Source organism: Pandoraea sp., assembly GCF_041919235.1.
Taxonomy (GTDB): Bacteria; Pseudomonadota; Gammaproteobacteria; order Burkholderiales; family Burkholderiaceae; genus Pandoraea.
On sequence record NZ_JAYRUC010000015.1, the window covers coordinates 124,975 to 143,825 of the forward strand.

Consider the following 18,851-nt stretch of genomic DNA (forward strand, 5'->3'; position numbering starts at 1 on the left):
AGACTTTCGATGGCAACGCTGCACATCAGCCTCTGGCTGGTTGGATTATTGGTCGTACTGGCCCTCCTGTTCGACTTCATGAACGGCTTTCACGACGCCGCCAACTCCATCGCCACGGTGGTCTCGACGGGCGTGCTCAAGCCGCATCAGGCGGTGGCTTTCGCCGCCATGTTCAACGTCATCGCGCTCTTCGTCTTTCACCTGAAAGTCGCGGCGACGGTGGGCAAGGGCACGGTTCACCCCGAGATCGTCGATCACTACGTGATCTTCGGCGCACTCGTCGGGGCCATCGCGTGGAACGTGATCACCTGGTACTACGGCATTCCCTCGAGTTCGTCGCACGCACTGATCGGCGGTCTGGTCGGCGCGGCGGTCGCCAAGGCGGGTACGGGCTCACTCATCGCGAGCGGCCTGCTGCAAACGGTGGCGTTCATTTTCATCTCGCCGCTGCTTGGATTCGTGCTCGGATCGTTCTTCATGCTGTTGGTGTCCTGGCTGTTTTTCCGCACGCCGCCCGCGCGCGTGGACCGCTGGTTCCGGCGCTTGCAACTGGTCTCGGCCGGAATGTACAGCCTGGGGCATGGCGGTAACGACGCACAGAAGACCATCGGTATCATCTGGATGCTGTTGATTGCCGCGGGTATGTGGCCGCAGGAAGCGGCGGAGCCGCCCTTGTGGGTGATCGTAGGCTGCTATCTGGCGATCGGGCTGGGCACCATGTTCGGCGGCTGGCGCATTGTGCGCACAATGGGCCAGAAGATCACCAAACTCAAGCCGGTCGGTGGCTTCTGCGCCGAAACCGGTGGCGCGTTCACGCTGTTCTTCGCCTCGTGGCTCGGCGTGCCGGTCTCGACGACGCACACGATCACCGGGGCCATCGTCGGCGTCGGCGCAACGCGGAAGCTTTCTGCCGTGCGCTGGGGCGTGGCCGGCAACATTGTCTGGGCATGGGTGTTGACCATTCCGGCCTCGGCCTTCATCTCGGCCATCGCCTGGTGGGTCGGCAAGCAGATCCTGTGAGGGCTTTTCGGCGGCAGGCCGTCAGATGAATGACGGCGCGTTGCCCGCTCGGAAAGACAAGAAAGCGGCTTCGGCCGCTTTTTTGCGTTTTAGCACCGGGCTTCGGCCAGGGTGGCGGCAACGACGCCCCCAATCGCGTTCATTGCGAGAATCAATTTCAATCGGCGACTGCCATTCACTATGCTCTCCCGATGGTATTCAATCGAACCCATTGTCGGAGGCCAATATGAACGCACTGTTCCATCGTTGTCTGCGCAGTCGCCCGGTGAGCACGCTTCTAGGCGTGACGATCAATCTCGGCGGCGCTGCGACGTTGCTCGCGCATTTGCGCTGAGCATGACTGCGCATTGCCTACACGCCGAGCGTATGCAACGTGACGACTTCGAGCGAGCGCTGGCCCGCGACGGTTTTACAGACCTGCTGACGGTGACGAGAGCGGCGGGAAACCTCGTCGACACGCATACGCATCCCTTCGAAGCGAAGGCGTTGATTCTGTCCGGGGAGATCGCTATTCGTGTGGAAGGCAACGAGCGCGTGTATCGCGAGGGCGATGTTTTCCATCTGCGCGCCAACGAAGCGCACGCCGAGCGCTATGGCCCGGAGGGCGTGCGATACCTCGTCGGCCGGAAGTGATCGTTACATTGCGCTGTTGGCGAAGCGAGCAATTGGATCGTCGTCCTGCGAGGGCGGGGCGGCGAGCGTGGCGGTACGACTCCGTGCTGGCACCTGCGGCGCGATGTCCATGGGGGAGGGCGTCGCGGCCGTGAGCGGCCGATTCGGCGCCATGTTCGTCGTCGCCACGGGCACGCCGGGCAGGGGTGTTGCGGCGGCAGGCGTCTGGGCGAGGTCGGCCGGCGCCGACCGGTTGACGTACGTTGTGTTGCCCGCCGGCGCCTTGTTAGCCGCTACGCGTCGTACGCCATCGATCCGACGTGCCCAATACGGAATGTAGAGACTCTCCAGGCGTACCGTGCCGCCGGTGTTCGGTGCGTGGACGAATTGTCCCTGGCCCACGTAGATGCCCACATGCGAGTGGGCTCGTCCCGTCGTGTTGAAGAAGATGAGATCGCCCGAGGCGAGGTCGTCGCGCGCCAGCGGAGTGCCGACACCGCTCATGTCGGCCGTCGTGCGCGGCAGATTCACGCCCGCGGCGCGGGCCACGACATAGCGCACCAGGCCGCTGCAATCGAAACCGGAATCCGGGGTATTGCCGCCGTAGCGGTAAGGAATGCCAACGAGGCTCATCGCCTCGAGCGTGATTTCCTCCTGACCGGCGCTGCGCTCCGGCCCCATCGTCCGATGGCCAAAGTTCGCTGTGCTGCCGTGTCGGATCGCCGGACCGGACGAGCATGCCGCGACCAGCAACGTGAGCGTCAACGCACTCGCGCAACGCCACAACGCGCTGCGCCGTGCCACGGACCGAGTCACATGGCGAGAAAGAAAGCGAGAAGTGCTGAGCGGGCGCTGGAATCGCATGCGCCGAGTTTACGACGCCTGTTGGACGAGCGCATCGCAAAACTGCCGAAATGCGCATGATTTGTGGCATTGACGTCACAAATCGCCTGATTTCGAGGCGATTCGTCATCGGTGCGCCGCACTGGGCGGGGCGACGGGGCAAGAAAAAACGGCGCCCGAAGGCGCCGTTTCAGCGAGCATGGCCGTGCGTGCTGCTGACTTCTAAGGTCAGAGAATCTCCGCTGCGTAGTCCGCCAGTCGCGAGCGTTCGCCGCGCGCGAGTGTGACGTGTCCGCTATGGCCCCAGCCCTTGAAGCGATCCACCACGTAGGTAAGGCCTGAACTGCCTTCGGTCAGGTACGGCGTGTCGATCTGCGCGATGTTGCCGAGACAGATCAGCTTGGTGCCGGGGCCCGCGCGCGTGACGAGCGTCTTCATCTGCTTTGGCGTAAGGTTCTGCGCCTCGTCGATGATGACGAACTTGTTCACGAACGTACGACCGCGCATGAAGTTCATGCTCTTGACCTTGAGTCGAGAGCGAATCAGTTCTTGCGTGGCCGCGCGACCCCATTCGCCGGCAGAGTCGTCGGTCTTCTGCAACACTTCGAGGTTGTCGTCGAATGCGCCCATCCAGGGCTGCATCTTCTCTTCCTCGGTGCCCGGCAGGAAGCCGATATCCTCACCGACGGGCACCGTCGCGCGCGTGATGATGATCTCGTTGTAGCGCTTCTCGTCGAGCGTTTGCGCCAGACCGGCGGCGAGTGCGAGCAGCGTCTTGCCGGTACCGGCCTGGCCGAGCAGCGTGATGAAGTCTACTTCGGGACTCATCAGCAGATTCAACGCGAAGTTCTGCTCGCGGTTGCGCGCCGTGATGCCCCACACATTGTTCTTGTGGTGCCCATAATCGCGCAGCGTCTGCAGCAGCGCCGTCTTGCCGTTGATCTCACGCACCTGCGCGTAGAAGGGGGCCTCGCCGTTGTTCGTCTCCAGAAAGACGAACTGGTTGATGAGGAAGCTCGGGCAGAGCGGCCCGGTAATGCGATAGAACGTGGTGCCGGTACGGTTGTCCTGCCAGCTTTCCATGCCCTTGCCGTGCTTGGTCCAGAAGTCCGGCGGCAGGGACATGACACCCGAGTAAAGCAGGTCGCTATCCTCGAGCACCTTGTCGTTGAAGTAGTCTTCCGCAGGCAGGCCGAGCGCATGCGCCTTGACGCGCATGTTGATGTCCTTCGACACCAGCACGACCTGACGATCGCGGAACTTGTCCTGCAAGGCCCGCACGACGCCAAGAATCTGATTGTCGGCCTTGCCTTGCGGCAGCCCGTCGAGCGGGGGCACATCGGGCAGGTCGGTCTGGAAGTACAGGCGACCCGTGGCGTCCTTGTTGCCGAGCCGTGACAGAGGAATGCCCTCGGCCATCGACTGCGTGCCGCTTTCCGCGACCAGGCCGTCGAGCGTGCGGCTCACCTGACGCGCATTGCGCGCCACTTCCGACATGCCCTTCTTGTGGTTGTCGAGTTCCTCCAACGTCATCATCGGGAGATAGACGTCGTGCTCTTCGAAGCGGAACAGGCTGCTCGGGTCGTGCATGAGCACGTTTGTGTCGAGCACGAAGAGCTTGGCGGGTTCCGTATCCTTGTTGCGGCTACGTCTGGAGCCCGAGCCCGTCGCCGATGGCTTCACGGCTTTCAGCGACGGTGTCGCGCCGGCCGAGTCGGCCGGCGAGGGTGCCTGGGGCGAACGTGCCGACGGCGACGGCTGCGGTGCGGTCTGCGTCGCCGGTGGGTTCTTGGGAACGACCTTCAATTCAGCGGCGCCGGCAGTAACGCCAGCCGCACCGGAGGTCTCGCCCAGTGCGTGTTGTTCAGATGAGGGGATCGGTTTCTTGGCCTCCGTGCGCGAAGGTTTGAGGCGAGTGGGGAATTGTTCCGGGGCAAGCAGCGTGCCCGGTTTGGTCGGCGCCGATGGCAATGGCATAGATTTCCCGTTCAAGAAAACACAACACAACTCGGCCGGGACAGACAGCGGCACAACACGTCCCGGCAACAAAAAAGCCGCCTGCCCGGACGCACCGGAGAGGCGGCTTGGCTGAAGGCGCCGCCGTGGCGACGCCTGCAATTGTCTCGTTCAATGCGCTTCATCATTACGGCCGACTATAGCGTCTCTTGCCGTACTTGTATAGCGTCGAATATTCGCCTCGGCGGCCGCTTTCGGTGCTCGCGCAACACCTGGTCGGAGCGCGCTCGCGCCGATGCATGGCCGATGCCCGGCGCCTCTCGGCGCGTGGCACCGCGCATGCCGGCCGGTGGTCAGAGCGCCTGTACGGCGCTCAGCACTTCGGCCACGTGTTCGGGGACGCGCACGCCGCGCCACGCCTTGCGCAACACCCCCTTTTCATCGATCAGGAACGTGCTGCGTTCGATCCCCAGATGTTCCTTGCCATAGAGTTTTTTCAACTTGATGACACCGAACAACTGACAGACGGCTTCGTCACCATCCGAAATCAGCGGAAAGGGCAGTCCGAGCTTCGTCTGGAAGTTTTCGTGCGAGCGCAGGCTGTCACGCGACACGCCGACGATTTGCGCGCCGGCGGCCTGGAACTGGTCGTAGCTGTCGCGGAAGTTCATGCCTTCCGTGGTGCAGCCGGGGGTGTTGTCTTTCGGGTAAAAGTAGATCACCACCTTCTGGCCGCGATGCGCCTTGAGCGAAAAATCGCCGCCGGTGGCCGGTGCGGTGAAATCGGGCACGGGGGTGTCGATGGCTACCGTCACTAGGGTCTCCTTGGGTGGCCTCGCGAGGCCGGAACGGGGAAGTGGGTCCAAAGCAAGATCAGGCCGCGGCCTGACCCTCGAGAATCAGATCGCCGGAGCGGCCCGGAATTTCGCCCCACACGACGGGATGTGCCGGCAGCGTGGCGAGATCGAGCGTCTCGTAGTACTGGCCCATCGTCACCAGGGCATGCCCCTGGCGGCGCCATCCGGCCAGCAATTGACGAAACAGCGGGGCAAGCTTCTGACCTTCGAGTTCTGCGTGAAGCGTGAACACGTGATCTTGCGCCGGATCACGGGTCAGGGCAAGCAGATGCTCGGCCACGCCGTTGATATCGCGACCGTCGATTCCCAGCAGCTCATCGACCGTGGGCAGCGTCGTCGGCATCTGCACATGCTGCAGGCGCACGCCATCGACAATCGGATAATGCGGGGCCGTACCGCGCCCGTCCGACGCATACTTCATGCCCCAGGCATCGATCTGCCGAAACGCATGCGCGTTCATCTGCCAGCCGGCCGCCCCATGCGTGAGCGGCGGCGCACCGAAGACCTGCGTGAAGCGTGTGAAGGCTTGCGACATCTGCTGCTGCGTCCAGGCGGCGTCGCGCGTGCGCACGTTGTCTTGCCAATACGTGTGGTCCCACGTGTGAATGCCGGTCTCGTGGCCGGCGTTCTGCACGGTGCGCATGACGTTGGCCGCGCGCCGTCCGATGTCCGGGCCGGGGAGCAGCGTGCCGTACATGAGCGTCTTGAAGCCGTAGTGTTCCACCACCGACGTGCGCGAGACCTTCTTCAGAAAGCCCGGACGGAACACGCGCTTGAGTGCCCAGCCGGTGTGGTCCGGCCCGAGGCTGAACAGGAACGTCGCGCGGGCCTCATGCTCGGCCAGTGCCGCGAGCAGGTTGGGCACCCCTTCGCGCGTGCCGCGCAGGGTGTCCACGTCGATTTTCAGAACAATCTTGGCCATAGTCGCCCTTGTGCGAGGTGCCGCGTCCAGCGGGTGCGGCCCCCAATTTGGAATCCTGGCACCGAGTCGAAAACGCCCGATGCGCCGAGGGCGCACCGGGCGTGCGTGCAGTGCGGTGGTGCGGCCAGCCGCAACGAGGCAGCCGGCCAGACGAGTGCGCAGTTACTCCGCCTCGACCAGACGACGTGCCTCTGCGACGTGGCCGCGATAGGCTTCGAAAATCTTGCGCAGTGCGTCGTCCATCGACGTGGTCGGTGCCCAGCCGAGTTCCTGCATCGTGTTCTCGATCTTCGGCACACGGTTCTGCACGTCCTGATAGCCGGTGCCGTAATAGGCGCCCGACGACGTTTCGACGAGCTGAACCTTCTTGGCCGTCTCGGCGTACTCGGGGAACTCGGCCGCCAGCTTGAGCATCATGTTGGCCAGTTCGCGCACCGAGAAGTTGTTCGTCGGGTTGCCAATGTTGTAGATTTTGCCGCTGGCGATGTTGTTCTTGTTGTCGATGATGCGCACCAACGCGTCGATACCGTCGTCGATGTCGGTAAACGCGCGCTTCTGGTTGCCGCCGTCGACCAGGCTGATGTTCTCGCCGCGTGCGATGTGGCCGAGGAACTGCGTGACCACGCGCGACGAACCTTCCTTGGGCGTGTAGATCGAGTCGAGACCGGCGCCGATCCAGTTGAACGGGCGGAACAGCGAGAAATTCAGGCCCTCCTGCATGCCGTAGCCCCAGATCACGCGATCCATGAGCTGCTTCGAGCAGGCGTAGATCCAGCGCGGCTTATTGATCGGCCCATAGATCAGCGGCGAGCTTTCGGGATCGAACTCGCTGTCGGTGCACATCCCATAGACTTCCGAGGTCGACGGGAACACCAGGTGCTTGCCGTACTTTACGGCCGAGCGCACGATCGGCAGGTTCGCCTCGAAGTCGAGCTCGAACACGCGCAGCGGCGATTTCACGTACGTCGCCGGCGTGGCGATGGCGACGAGCGGCAGGATCACATCGCACTTGCGGATGTGGTACTCGACCCACTCCTTGTTGATCGTGATGTCGCCTTCGAAGAAGTGCATGCGCTCGTGATGGAGCAAATCGCCAAGGCGATCGGTGAGCATGTCCATGCCATAAACTTCCCAGTCGGTCGTCTCCAGGATGCGCTTCGACAGGTGGTGGCCGATGAACCCGTTGACACCGAGAATCAGGACTTTTTTCATATTACGGTCAGTGATTGAGCTGGGAAAACTGTTCCGGCGTGACAGGCTTGCCGTCCAGCAATAGTTCATGAATGGCGACGGCATTTGCGTCGCCGCAAACACCAAGGAGCGCATTATCCACTACTTGCAGCCCGCAGGGCAAACCGGCGGGCGCTGACGAGCGCGACAGGCGGGCGCGCGTCACGACCCAGCGGCGGCCCGCGAGGTCGGTAAATGCGCCCGGGTAGGGCGGCGCGACCGCCCGAATCAGGTTGTAGACATCCTGCGCGGGCTTCGACCAGTCGATGCGGCCGTCTTCCGGCTTGCGTCCGCCAAAGTAGCTCCCCGAGGCCAGCGAGTTGCTGTGACGCGGCGCCGTACCGGCGATCAGGCCAGGCAGGCAGCGCCAGAGCGTCTGCTCGGCGGCGACGGTGACCTTCTCGAAGACTTCGCCCGCCGTGTCGTCCGGCAGGATCGGCACGACGCTCTGGTCGATGATGGCCCCGGCGTCCGGTTTCGCGGCCATCTCGTGCAGCGTGGCGCCTGTTTCGGTTTCGCCCTTCAAAACAGCCCAATTCACCGGCACGCGCCCGCGATACTTCGGCAGCAGCGAGCCGTGCATGTTGAACGCGCCTTGCGAGGCGATGTCGAGCAGCGCCACGGGAATCATGTGGCGGTAGTAGAACGAGAAGATGAAGTCCGGCGCAATCGCCCGGATTTGCGTGGCGAGGGCGGGATCGGCCGGATCGTCGGGGGTGACGACCGGAATGCCGTGCTCGGCGGCGACACTGGCGACGCTGCCGAACCAGATGTTCTCATTCGGATTGTCCCGATGTGTCACGACGAGTGCGACGTGGACACCGCGCGCGAGCAGGACCTGCAGGCAGCGCACCCCAACGTTGTGATAAGCGAAGACGACGGCCTTGGCGGCGTTGGTACTCATGAGGCGTGCGATCCCAGTTCGGTCGCGCCGGTGGCGTGGCGCTCGCTCGATGCGCTGCCCGCAGCCTTGTCCGCATGACCCGACGCGGGGTCTTCCAGCACGGCCTGAACCAGATAGCGCGGACGCTGGCGAACCTGCTGATAAATGCGCCCGATGTACTCGCCGAGCAGGCCCATGCCGAACAGGATCACGCCAAGCAGGCAGAACGTGACGGCGAACAGCGTGAACACCCCCTGGACTTCCGAGCCGAAGAGGAAGCGGCGGGCCATCAGCACGATGAACAGCAGGCCGGAGGCCGCAGACAGCGTAATACCGACCCCGGAGAGCCATTGCAGCGGCACCACCGAGAAGCCGGTGACGAGGTCGAAATTCAGGCGAATCAGGCTGTAGAGGGAGTACTTCGACTCGCCGGCGAAGCGCTCTTCGTGGGCAACGTCGACTTCGGTGGGATTTTGGGCAAACGTATACGCGAGCGCCGGAATGAACGTGTTGATCTCGCGGCACTGATTGACGGTGTCGACGATATGACGGCTGTAGCCGCGCAGCATGCAGCCCTGATCGGTCATGCGAATGCGCGTGATGCGCTCGCGCAGGCGGTTCATGAGCCGCGAGGCATGGCGGCGGAACCATGTGTCCTGGCGGTTCATGCGCACCGTGCCCACATAGTCGTGACCGGCGGCCAGTTGCTCGACGAGCTTGCCGATTTCCTCGGGCGGATTCTGCAGGTCGGCGTCGAGCGTGATGACCCATTCGCCGCGCGTGTGCTCGAAGCCGGCGAGGATCGCCATGTGCTGTCCGTAATTGCCGTTGAACAGCACGACACGCGTCGCGTCAGGACGGGCGCGGTACTGTTCGGCGAGCAGCGCGGCCGAGCGGTCGCGGCTGCCGTCGTTGACGAACACCACTTCGTAGGCCAGACCCAGCTTGTCGAGCGCGGGGTATAGCCGGGCGAACAGGGCCGCAAGTCCGGCCTCTTCGTTATAAACCGGAATGACGACGGAGAGTTGTGGACAATTCATTTTTGATGTTCGGCGCAAATGGCGTTAACGGCTTCGCAGACACGCGCAACGTCGGCATCCGTCATGGCGGGGAAGAGAGGCAACGTGAGGATCGCGCGGCCGAGACGCTCCGCCTGCGGGAACTGTCCTTCCCGGAAGCCAAGCGCACGATACATTGTAAACAGGTGGATGGCCGGGTAATGGACGCCGCTGCCGATACCGCGCGCCTTGAGTTTTTCCATGAAGCCCGCGCGATCGATCGTGAGGCGCGCGAGTGGCAGTTCGACCTGAAACATGTGCCAGTTCGAGTTCGTGAAGTCGGCCAGCGGCAGGCCGAGGCCCAGCGCCACCGCCGGCCCGCCCGCCAACGTGTCGAAATACAGCCGCGCCAGCACGGCGCGACGACGGTTGAACTCGGCCAGATGCGGCATCTGGCCGAGGCCGACGCGCGCGGCGACGTCCGTGAGGTTGTACTTGCCACCGAGGACATCGACGTCCATGCCGTCGAAGCCGGTGCGGGTCACGCCCTGCAGTCGGTACTTCTCGGCCAGGCGCGCTTCGTCCTCGTTGTTGAATACGAGCGCACCGCCTTCGATGGAGGTCAGGTTCTTGTTGGCGTGGAAGCTGAACGAGACCAGATCGCCGATGGCACCGATGCGCTTGCCACCCCAGGTCGAGCCCATCGCTTGTGCGGCGTCTTCGATCACGCGCAGATTGTGGCGTCGCGCGATGTCATACAGCCGGTCCATGTCGAGCGGCAGTCCGGCAAGATAGACGGGGATGATCGCGCGGGTCTTGGGCGTGATCGCCTTTTCCAGCAGGTCGAGATCGAGATTGCGGGTGGCGGGGTCGACGTCGACGAACACGGGCGTCGCGCCGACTTCCAAGATCACGTTGGACGTGGCGACCCACGACAGCGGCGTGGTGATGACTTCGTCGCCGCTTTGCACGCCGGCAATGCGCAGGCCGATTTCGAGCGTTGCGGTACCCGAGTTGAACACGCGCACCGGACGTGCGCCGAAATATTCGGACAAGGCCTGCTCGAAGGCCTGCACTTGCGGGCCTGAGGTGATCCAGCCCGAGCGCAGCACTTCGGTAACGCCGGCAATGGTGGCGTCGTCGATCGTCGGCCGCGTGAACGGTAGGAACGGTTGATTCGGTTGGGAGGTTGCCGAGTCGCTCATGATGTAAGACAAAGCCTCAGGTAAGCATGGGGAAACACGCCAGCGCTTCGCGCTGCGCGCGCGCCGATTCGATCGAATCCGGTCAGGGCAGCCGTTTTAGCTGCGCGCGAGAATGTAGACACCGACCAGAATGATGCCGATGGCCACGACGCGCTGCATCGACAGCGCCTCGCCAAACAGGTACCACGCGGCAATCGCGTTCACGACGTAGCCAAGCGAGAGCATCGGATAGGCGATCGAGACCTCGACGCGCGAGAGCGCCAGAATCCAGACGACAACGCTTATAGCGTAGCAAACGAGTCCGCCCATGATCGGCACCTGGGTCGCGAGCTTGAGACCGATCGGCACGATGTTGGCGCGAGTGAATTCGAGCGCGCCGATGGAGCCCGCGCCGGCCTTGAGCAGCAATTGGGCGCACGCGTTGAGCAGCACGCCCGTGAGAATAAGTGAAAATGTAGCGAGATTCATGGAACGTTTGTGAACGTTTGTGAATAAGTGTGGATACTGCAACTGGGCTGGCGCTTAGACTCCCTAAGCGATTCAGTCCGCGCTTCAGCGCTCTGTTCAGGCCTCTCGTCTGGACGCTCCCGGCCGGCACCGGTCGTTGGACGCGGGCCAAACGAGACGCAAGCGCGCTATTTTACGTTGTCTTGCGGCGGTGGCTTCGAGATTACGATTCGGCGGGCATCGCGCGCAACGATACGCATCGGCAAATGGGCGGCCTCGAGCTTGCCGAACGTGCCCGGATCGACCAACGCAAGGGCTTTCGGATCGGCACGCCAGCGGGCGTAGAAGTCGTCGAGCGAGGGCAGCCACTTTTGCGGTTCCTGCTTCACGCCGAATTCCAGTTCGTCCGGGTGCTGCACCATGATCATCGTGTGACCGAGGTAGTAGGGCATGGTGTGATCGAGCACGTTCACGGAATAGAACGGCACGTTCGGCCCGAGACGCTGCATCTCCGCTTTGACGGCCGGCACCAGCAGCACGCCCGAGCTTTGGCGGCCGAACACTTCGTGGCCCATGCCGCCGACGGTCACGAGCAGCAGCATGGCGCCGGCAAAGGTGAGCAGGGCGCGGCGTGCACTGTGCCGCGCGAGGCGCCAGGCCACGAGCGTGCCCGCCAGGCCGATACCGAGCGCGAAGTAAAGCCAGATCTGGAAGGCCTTGTACAACTCGTTTGGATTGCGCTCGCTACCGGCGCGGCCCACGAAAATGGCGACCATGACGAGCGCGGCGATCAGGAAGATCGCGTAACCGGCGAGATGTGCGCGCACCGTATCGCGGCGCAACTGCGCGAGGTACAGGCCGAAGAGCAGCGCCATGGCCGGGGCGATGGGCAGCAGATACGAGATCAGCTTCGAGTGCGAGGCGCTGAAGAAAACGAAGATGAAACCCGACCACACCCACAGCATGAGCGCCGGGGCAAAGCCGTTGGGCTGACGGGGCATGCGCAGCGTGGCGCGCACGGTGCCGGGCAGCACCGACAGCCAGGGCAGGAAGCCGACGATGAAGACCGGCACGAAGTACCATGGGGCGCCATCGCGGTTATGCCCTTCCATCGCGAAGCGGCGGAAGTGCTCGTTGATGAAGAAGAAGTCGAAGAATTCGGGGTTGCGCAATTGCACGAGCACGAACCACGGGGCTGCGATCGCAAAAAAGACGATCAGGCCGCTGCCCAGGTACAGGCGCCGCCACAATGCCCAGTCACGGGCGATAAGCGTGTAGAGCACGAGCACGGCGCCCGGCAGCACCACCCCGACCAACCCCTTGCTAAGCACGGCGAGCGCCATCGACGCCCAGCACAGCCACATCCAGCCGCGCACGGCGCGGCGCGCGAGGCCCGGCCGCTGGGCCAGCATCAGCGCACACAGCGAGAGCCCCATGAAAAACGACAGGCCCATGTCGAGCACGTTGAAGTGTCCGAGCAGCGACCACAGCGGCGCACAGGCGAGGGCGGCGGCCGCGAACAGGCCTACGCGCGCATTGAACACGCGCCGGCCGGTAAAACCGACCATCAGCACGCCGGCGAAACCGGTGAGCGCGGTCCACAGCCGGGCCTGCCACTCGCCCAGCCCGAACGCAGCGAACGTGAGCGCATTCATCCACGTTTGCAGCGGCGGCTTCTCGAAATACTTGTAGCCGTTGTAACGCGGCGTGATCCAGTCGCCGGTGACCCACATCTCGCGCGCCATTTCCGCGTAGCGGCCTTCGTCGCTTGCAATCAGGTGACGGTAGTCGAGCACGCCGAACCATACGAGCGCCAATGCACCGAGCAGCAGCCAGAAGGCCGCCGGCGAAAGGGGAAGGGACGCGGGGGCCAGGCCCGGGGCAGGCAGAGGGGGGGGCGCGAGCGGGGCGGCGGCCGGCAGGCCGGAGGTGAGCGGACGGCGGCTCACGCAGCCGCCTCGGTCTCGATGAGCAGGGCGAGCACGACGCGGCGCCCTTCGCTCATCAGGATGTTGTAGGTACGGCATGCGGCCTGGGTGTCCATGGCGTCGACGCCAATACGCACGCTGGTGAGCGACGTGGTCAGTCGCGGGTGTGCGAAGCGCAGCCGGTCGCCGCTGCCGAAGATCACGACCTCAGGGTCGAGCGCGCGCAGCCGGTCGAAATGGGACGGTTCGAGCGCGTCGAAGCGCGGCACCGGCCAGGCTTGAATTTCGCCTTCGGGTGCGATGATCGCGCTGTGCTCGTAACGAATCTTGTTGACCTCGACATAGCCCGGACCGTAGCCGGTGACCGTGTTCAATGCTTGCGACGGGTCTTGATGCAGTTTCACGTTCGAAAGATTCCCTACCCGGTGGTTATCCAGTGGTGGAACAGCGTCGGCGGGGTGTGCAACGGGCGGGCATCTTGCCTCGCGTGGCGCAAACCGTCAATGATGCATTGCCGAACTCTGTCATAATTGGCTAAATTATAGCTTTTTGCCGTACGCAGCACGGCAAAACCCTTGCAGTGCGGCATTTGCCACGCCGAAACGCGGGAAAAGCGGTGACTTGCGCGCGTCGGGCGCGTCGCCGCCGGACCGCCGGTTCGCCGTGCGTTACGCCTGCTTCCGGCCCGACCGGACCCTGCGCCGCCCGCCTAGACCACAACCGCCGTGAAACAGATCCTCAAATCGCAGAAATTGCAGAATGTCTGCTACGACATTCGTGGGCCCGTTCTCGAACATGCCAAGCGCATGGAAGACGAAGGTCATCGCGTCATCAAGCTGAACATCGGCAATCTGGCGCCGTTCGGTTTCGAGCCGCCCGACGAGATCGTGCAGGACATGATCCGAAATCTGCCGAATTCGGCCGGTTACTCGGATTCGCGGGGCGTGTTCGCGGCGCGCAAGGCGATCATGCATTACTGCCAGCAAAAGCGCATCAAGGACGTTCAGCTCGACGACATCTACCTCGGCAACGGGGCGTCGGAACTGATCGTGATGGCCATGCAGGCCCTGCTCAACGACGGCGACGAAGTGCTCGTTCCCGCACCCGACTATCCGCTTTGGACGGCCGCCATCAGCCTGTCCGGCGGCACGCCGGTGCATTACATCTGTGACGAGCAGGCCGACTGGCAGCCGGATCTGGCGGACATTCGCAAGAAGATCACGCCCAACACGCGCGCCATCGTCATCATCAATCCGAACAACCCGACCGGCGCGCTGTACTCGGACGAACTCCTCAAAGAGATCGTCGCACTCGCCCGCGAGCACAAGCTCATCATTTACGCCGACGAGATCTACGACAAGATCGTCTACGACGGCGCGGAGCACACTTCCATCGGGTCGCTCTCCGAAGACGTGCTCACCATCACGTTCAACGGCCTGTCCAAGAGTTACCGCGCCTGCGGCTACCGCGCGGGCTGGATGGTCGTGTCGGGCGACAAGCGCCAGGCGGGCGACTACATCGAAGGGCTGAACATTCTGGCCTCGATGCGCCTGTGTCCGAACGTGCCCGGCCAGTACGCCATACAAACGGCGTTGGGTGGCTATCAGAGCATCAACGACCTGATTGCGCCGGGCGGGCGTCTGTACGTGCAGCGTGAGATCGCGCACCGCATGCTCACCGACATTCCCGGTGTGACCTGTGTGAAGCCGAGGGCGGCGCTGTACCTGTTCCCGCGTCTGGATCCGGCGATGTACCCCATCGCCAACGATCAGGACTTCATCCTCCAGTTGTTGCTCGAAGAGAAAGTTCTGCTGGTGCAGGGCAGCGGCTTCAACTGGATGCATCCCGACCATTTCCGCGTAGTGTTCCTGCCTCACGAGGGCGACCTGGAAGACGCCATCAGTCGCATTGCCCGCTTCCTTGACGGTTATCGCCGTCGCCATGGCAAGTGATGCGCGCCAACCGATTTCGACTTTTGAGTAAAACTGCATGAAACCGATCAAATTGGGCCTGCTCGGCCTCGGCACGGTGGGCTTCGGTGCCTTCCAGGTACTGGCACGCAACCAGGAAGAAATTCAACGTCGCGCCGGCCGGGGGATCGAGATTACGAAGGTCGCGGTGCGCAACGTCGAGCGCGCGCGCGGGCTCGTCGGTCACGCCGCCGTTGTGACGGGCGATCCGTTCGAAGTCGTCAACGATCCGGCCATCGACGTCGTGGTCGAGACCATCGGCGGTTACGAACTCACCAAGGAGTTGGTCCTCCAGGCGATCGGGAACGGCAAGCATGTGGTCACGGCCAACAAGGCGCTGCTGGCCCTCTATGGCAACGAGATCTTCGCGGCAGCGCGCAAGGCCAATGTGATGGTCGCCTTCGAAGCGGCCGTCGCGGGCGGCATTCCCATCATCAAGGCGCTGCGCGAAGGCCTCACCGCCAACCGCATCGAGTGGATCGCAGGCATCATCAACGGCACCACGAACTTCATTCTGTCGGAGATGCGCGAGAAGGGCATCGACTTCGACGTAGCGCTCGCCGACGCCCAGCGTCTGGGCTACGCGGAAGCCGATCCGACGTTCGACATCGAAGGCGTCGACGCCGCGCACAAGCTCACGCTCATGAGCGCCATCGCGTTCGGTGTGCCGGTGCAGTTCAACCGCGCTTACGTCGAAGGCATCACCCAGCTGTCGGCGCTCGACATCAAGTACGCGGAAGAGCTGGGCTATCGGATCAAGCTGCTCGGCATCACGCGTCGCACGGAGGCGGGCATCGAGTTGCGCGTGCATCCGACGCTGATTCCAGCCAAGCGCCTCATTGCCAATGTGGAGGGTGCCATGAACGCCGTGCTGGTGCAGGGCGACGCGGTGGGCGCCACGCTGTACTACGGCAAGGGCGCAGGTGCCGAGCCGACGGCCTCGGCCGTGGTGGCCGATATCGTCGACGTGACACGTTTGCAGACCGCCGACCCGGAACATCGCGTGCCGCATCTGGCGTTCCAGCACGACGCATTGTCGAACACGCCGGTGTTGCCCATCGACGAGGTCACGACGAGCTACTACCTGCGCTTGCGCGTGGTCGACCGTGCGGGCGTGATGGCGGAGCTCACGCGTATTCTCGCGGATCTCGACATCTCCATCGACGCATTGCTGCAAAAGGAGTCACGCGAGGGCGAGCATCAGACCGACATCATCATGTTGACGCATCAGACCCAGGAAAAGCACATCAACTCGGCCATTGCGAAGATGGAGGCGATGGACACGGTGCTCTCGAAGGTCACGCGCATCCGTATGGAGGCGCTGAGCTGAGCGCTGGCCACACGAACCGACACGACGAGACACGACGAGACACGACCCACATGAAATACATATCCACGCGCGGCGCCGGCCTGACCTCGGGCGAGCCGCAATCGTTCTCCAGCATTCTGCTCGGCGGCCTGGCGCCGGATGGCGGCCTGTATCTCCCCACGCACTACCCGCAGGTGAGCGCCGACGAGTTGCGCGCCTGGCGATCGCTGTCTTACGCCGAACTGGCGGCGAAGGTGCTGGGCAAGTTTGCGGGCGACATTCCGGCCGACATTCTGGCCGACCTGACGAAGCGCACCTACACCGCCGAGGTGTACTGCAACGTGCGTCCGGGCGAGGACGCCGCCGAGATCACGCCGCTGCTGCCGCTGGGCGTCGAGAAGGACGCTCAGCTCTCGCTGCTGGCGCTCTCGAACGGCCCGACACTGGCGTTCAAGGACATGGCCATGCAGTTGCTGGGCAACTTGTTCGAGTACGCACTGGCGCAGCACGGCGACGCGCTCAATATTCTCGGTGCGACCTCCGGCGATACGGGCAGCGCGGCCGAGTACGCGATGCGCGGCAAGGCGGGCATTCGTGTCTTCATGCTCTCGCCGGCAGGCAAGATGAGTGCGTTCCAGACAGCGCAGATGTACAGCCTGCAGGACCCGAACATCTTCAACCTCGCGGTCGACGGCGTATTCGACGACGCGCAGGACATCGTCAAGGCCGTGTCAAACGATCACGCCTACAAGGCACGCTACAAGATCGGCACGGTCAACTCGATCAACTGGGCGCGTGTCGTCGCGCAGGTCGTGTACTACTTCAAGGGCTATTTCGCGGCCACGGGCGGCAAGTCGGGGCAAGACGGCGAAGTGTCGTTCACGGTGCCGTCGGGCAATTTCGGCAATGTCTGCGCGGGCCACATCGCGCGCATGATGGGCCTGCCGATCCGCAAGCTGGTCGTGGCGACCAACGAGAACGACGTGCTCGACGAGTTCTTCCGCACCGGCCGTTACCGCGTGCGCAAGTCCGCCGAAACGTTCCACACGAGCAGCCCGAGCATGGACATCTCGAAGGCGTCGAATTTCGAGCGCTTCCTGTTCGACCTGCTGGGCCGTGACGCACAGGCGAGCGCCGATCTGCTCTCGAAGGTCGAGCGCGAAGGCGGCTTCGACCTCTCGGGGACCGAGGCTTTCGCCCGCGTGGCGCAATTCGGCTTTGTCTCGGGGCGCAGCACGCATGTCGATCGTGTCGCGACGATTCAGGACGTCGCCAGGCGTTACGACGTGGTCATCGACACCCATACGGCCGATGGTGTGAAAGTCGCGCGCGAAGCCCTCGAGCCCGGCGTGCCGATGGTGGTGCTCGAGACCGCCCAGCCGGCGAAGTTTGGCGAGACGATTCGCGAGGCATTGCATCGTGAGCCGCCGCGCCCTGCCGGTTTCGAGCATCTCGAGGCGCTGCCGCAGCGCTTCGAGACCGTGCCGAACGACGTCGAACGCGTGAAAGCCTATATCGCAGAGCACACCGGCCTGTAAGCCGGCGATTGCTCTGTCCTGTGACTTCCCGGGCCAAATCGTCATGCTGAGTACACAAGAAGCCCTCGACGCCGTGCTGGCGGCGGCGCGTCCGCTCGATCGGCACGAGACGATCGACACGCTCGCGGCCAACGCTCGCGTTCTGGCGACCGACGTGATCGCCACGCTCGACGTGCCGCCGATGGACACGAGTGCGATGGACGGCTACGCCGTGCGGGTCGCCGACCTGCAGGGTGGGCAGACCGTCTTGCCGGTTTCGCAGCGTATTCCCGCCGGCCACGCCCCCGAGCCGCTCGGCAGCGGCACGGCCGCACGCATCTTCACGGGCGCGCCGATGCCGCAGGGCGCCGATGCCGTCGTGATGCAGGAGCAGTGCGAGGCTCGCGACGATGGCACTGTGGTGATTCGCCATGTGCCGGCCTCAGGCGAATGCGTCAATCGGCAGGGGGCCGATATTCGTCGTGACGCGGTGGTGCTCGCGGCCGGGACTCGGCTGCGGGCGCCCGCGCTGGGGCTGGCCGCGTCCGTGGGCATTGGGAAACTGCAAGTCGCGCGCCGGTTGCGCGTGGCCGTATTCTTCACCGGTGACGAACTGACGATGCCCGGCGAGCCGTTGCGCCCGGGCAGCATCTACAATTCCAATCGCTTCGTGCTGCGCAGCCTGCTCGAGAATCTGGGCTGCGAGATGGCCGATTACGGCATCGTTCCAGACAATCTGGTCGCCACGCGCGCGATTCTGCGCGACGCCGCGCGCGCCAACGACCTGATCATTACGTCCGGCGGCGTCTCGGTGGGCGAGGAAGATCACGTCAAACCCGCCGTGCAAGCCGAGGGGCGCCTCGACCTCTGGCAAATTGCACTCAAGCCGGGCAAGCCGCTGGCATACGGTGAGATCCATCGAGCGAGCGGCGAGACGGCGCACTTCATCGGCCTGCCGGGCAACCCGGTGTCGAGCTTTGTCACGTTCCTGCTGTTCGTGCGCCCGTTCATTCTGCGTTTGCAGGGGGTGAAGGACGTTGCGCCGCGTCGGCTCGCCATGCGCGCCGACTTCACCCAGACGAAGGCGGACCGTCGTAATGAGTTCGTGCGGGCCCGTATCAACGCACCGGGCGGCCTCGATTCCTTTCCCAACC

General features: G+C 63.9%; 17 protein-coding genes. 6 read left to right on the plus strand and 11 right to left on the minus strand.

Annotated features, from left to right (window positions below; genetic code table 11):
- Window positions 1-9: 9 nt before the first annotated feature.
- On the plus strand, window positions 10-1,020 hold the full coding sequence (locus tag ACE3UG_RS13925; RefSeq protein WP_374624793.1) for an anion permease: 1,011 nt from the start codon (window positions 10-12) through the stop codon (window positions 1,018-1,020).
- Between the two features lie 366 nt (window positions 1,021-1,386).
- The gene (locus ACE3UG_RS13930; protein WP_374624795.1) at window positions 1,387-1,653 is read left to right on the plus strand and encodes a cupin domain-containing protein; all 267 of its coding nucleotides are present in this window, start codon (window positions 1,387-1,389) and stop codon (window positions 1,651-1,653) included.
- A 3-nt stretch (window positions 1,654-1,656) separates the two neighbouring features.
- On the opposite strand, the gene ACE3UG_RS13935 is transcribed toward ACE3UG_RS13930, so the two are convergent.
- The 11 genes from ACE3UG_RS13935 to ACE3UG_RS13985 all read right to left on the minus strand — a co-directional run bounded on the left by ACE3UG_RS13935 (window position 1,657) and on the right by ACE3UG_RS13985 (window position 13,305).
- A complete protein-coding gene (locus tag ACE3UG_RS13935) occupies window positions 1,657-2,496 on the minus strand; it encodes an NlpC/P60 family protein (RefSeq protein WP_374624797.1) in 840 nt (279 codons plus the stop codon).
- A 207-nt stretch (window positions 2,497-2,703) separates the two neighbouring features.
- The gene (locus tag ACE3UG_RS13940; RefSeq protein WP_374624799.1) at window positions 2,704-4,452 is read right to left on the minus strand and encodes a PhoH family protein; all 1,749 of its coding nucleotides are present in this window, start codon (window positions 4,450-4,452) and stop codon (window positions 2,704-2,706) included.
- Between the two features lie 332 nt (window positions 4,453-4,784).
- Window positions 4,785-5,246, minus strand: coding sequence for a peroxiredoxin (locus ACE3UG_RS13945; RefSeq protein ID WP_374624801.1), 462 nt, complete (start codon window positions 5,244-5,246; stop codon window positions 4,785-4,787).
- Between the two features lie 58 nt (window positions 5,247-5,304).
- On the minus strand, window positions 5,305-6,210 hold the full coding sequence (locus ACE3UG_RS13950) for a polysaccharide deacetylase family protein (protein WP_374624803.1): 906 nt from the start codon (window positions 6,208-6,210) through the stop codon (window positions 5,305-5,307).
- A gap of 162 nt (window positions 6,211-6,372) precedes the next feature.
- A complete protein-coding gene (locus ACE3UG_RS13955; RefSeq protein ID WP_374624805.1) occupies window positions 6,373-7,422 on the minus strand; it encodes a bifunctional UDP-4-keto-pentose/UDP-xylose synthase in 1,050 nt (349 codons plus the stop codon).
- A 7-nt stretch (window positions 7,423-7,429) separates the two neighbouring features.
- On the minus strand, window positions 7,430-8,344 hold the full coding sequence (locus ACE3UG_RS13960; RefSeq protein ID WP_374624807.1) for a formyltransferase: 915 nt from the start codon (window positions 8,342-8,344) through the stop codon (window positions 7,430-7,432).
- Window positions 8,341-9,363 (minus strand): glycosyltransferase, encoded by a 1,023-nt coding sequence (locus ACE3UG_RS13965; RefSeq protein ID WP_374624808.1) that lies wholly within the window; start codon window positions 9,361-9,363, stop codon window positions 8,341-8,343. Before ACE3UG_RS13965 ends, ACE3UG_RS13960 begins: the two co-directional genes overlap by 4 nt.
- The gene (locus tag ACE3UG_RS13970; RefSeq protein WP_374624809.1) at window positions 9,360-10,526 is read right to left on the minus strand and encodes a DegT/DnrJ/EryC1/StrS family aminotransferase; all 1,167 of its coding nucleotides are present in this window, start codon (window positions 10,524-10,526) and stop codon (window positions 9,360-9,362) included. The genes ACE3UG_RS13965 and ACE3UG_RS13970 overlap by 4 nt, the downstream gene beginning before the upstream one ends.
- 96 nt (window positions 10,527-10,622) lie before the next feature.
- Window positions 10,623-10,994, minus strand: a complete 372-nt coding sequence (locus ACE3UG_RS13975; protein ID WP_374624811.1) for an SMR family transporter — start codon at window positions 10,992-10,994, stop codon at window positions 10,623-10,625.
- Between the two features lie 167 nt (window positions 10,995-11,161).
- Window positions 11,162-12,922 carry a phospholipid carrier-dependent glycosyltransferase gene (locus ACE3UG_RS13980; protein ID WP_374624813.1) on the minus strand — a complete coding sequence of 587 codons (1,761 nt, stop codon included), beginning with the start codon at window positions 12,920-12,922 and terminating at the stop codon, window positions 11,162-11,164.
- The gene (locus ACE3UG_RS13985) at window positions 12,919-13,305 is read right to left on the minus strand and encodes an Mth938-like domain-containing protein (RefSeq protein ID WP_374624815.1); all 387 of its coding nucleotides are present in this window, start codon (window positions 13,303-13,305) and stop codon (window positions 12,919-12,921) included. Before ACE3UG_RS13985 ends, ACE3UG_RS13980 begins: the two co-directional genes overlap by 4 nt.
- A 321-nt stretch (window positions 13,306-13,626) precedes the next feature.
- Here ACE3UG_RS13985 and ACE3UG_RS13990 point away from each other — a divergent pair, with 321 nt between their 5' ends.
- The 4 genes from ACE3UG_RS13990 to glp form a co-directional block, all read left to right on the plus strand.
- Window positions 13,627-14,853, plus strand: a complete 1,227-nt coding sequence (locus ACE3UG_RS13990; RefSeq protein WP_374624817.1) for a pyridoxal phosphate-dependent aminotransferase — start codon at window positions 13,627-13,629, stop codon at window positions 14,851-14,853.
- 37 nt (window positions 14,854-14,890) lie between these two features.
- A complete protein-coding gene (locus tag ACE3UG_RS13995; protein WP_374624819.1) occupies window positions 14,891-16,201 on the plus strand; it encodes a homoserine dehydrogenase in 1,311 nt (436 codons plus the stop codon).
- Window positions 16,202-16,251: 50 nt separating this feature from the next.
- Window positions 16,252-17,718: a threonine synthase gene (thrC, locus tag ACE3UG_RS14000; protein WP_374624821.1), complete on the plus strand. Its 1,467-nt coding sequence runs from the start codon at window positions 16,252-16,254 to the stop codon at window positions 17,716-17,718.
- Window positions 17,719-17,761: 43 nt separating this feature from the next.
- On the plus strand, window positions 17,762-18,851 hold a 1,090-nt coding region (gene glp, locus ACE3UG_RS14005; RefSeq protein WP_374624823.1), incomplete at its 3' end, for a gephyrin-like molybdotransferase Glp.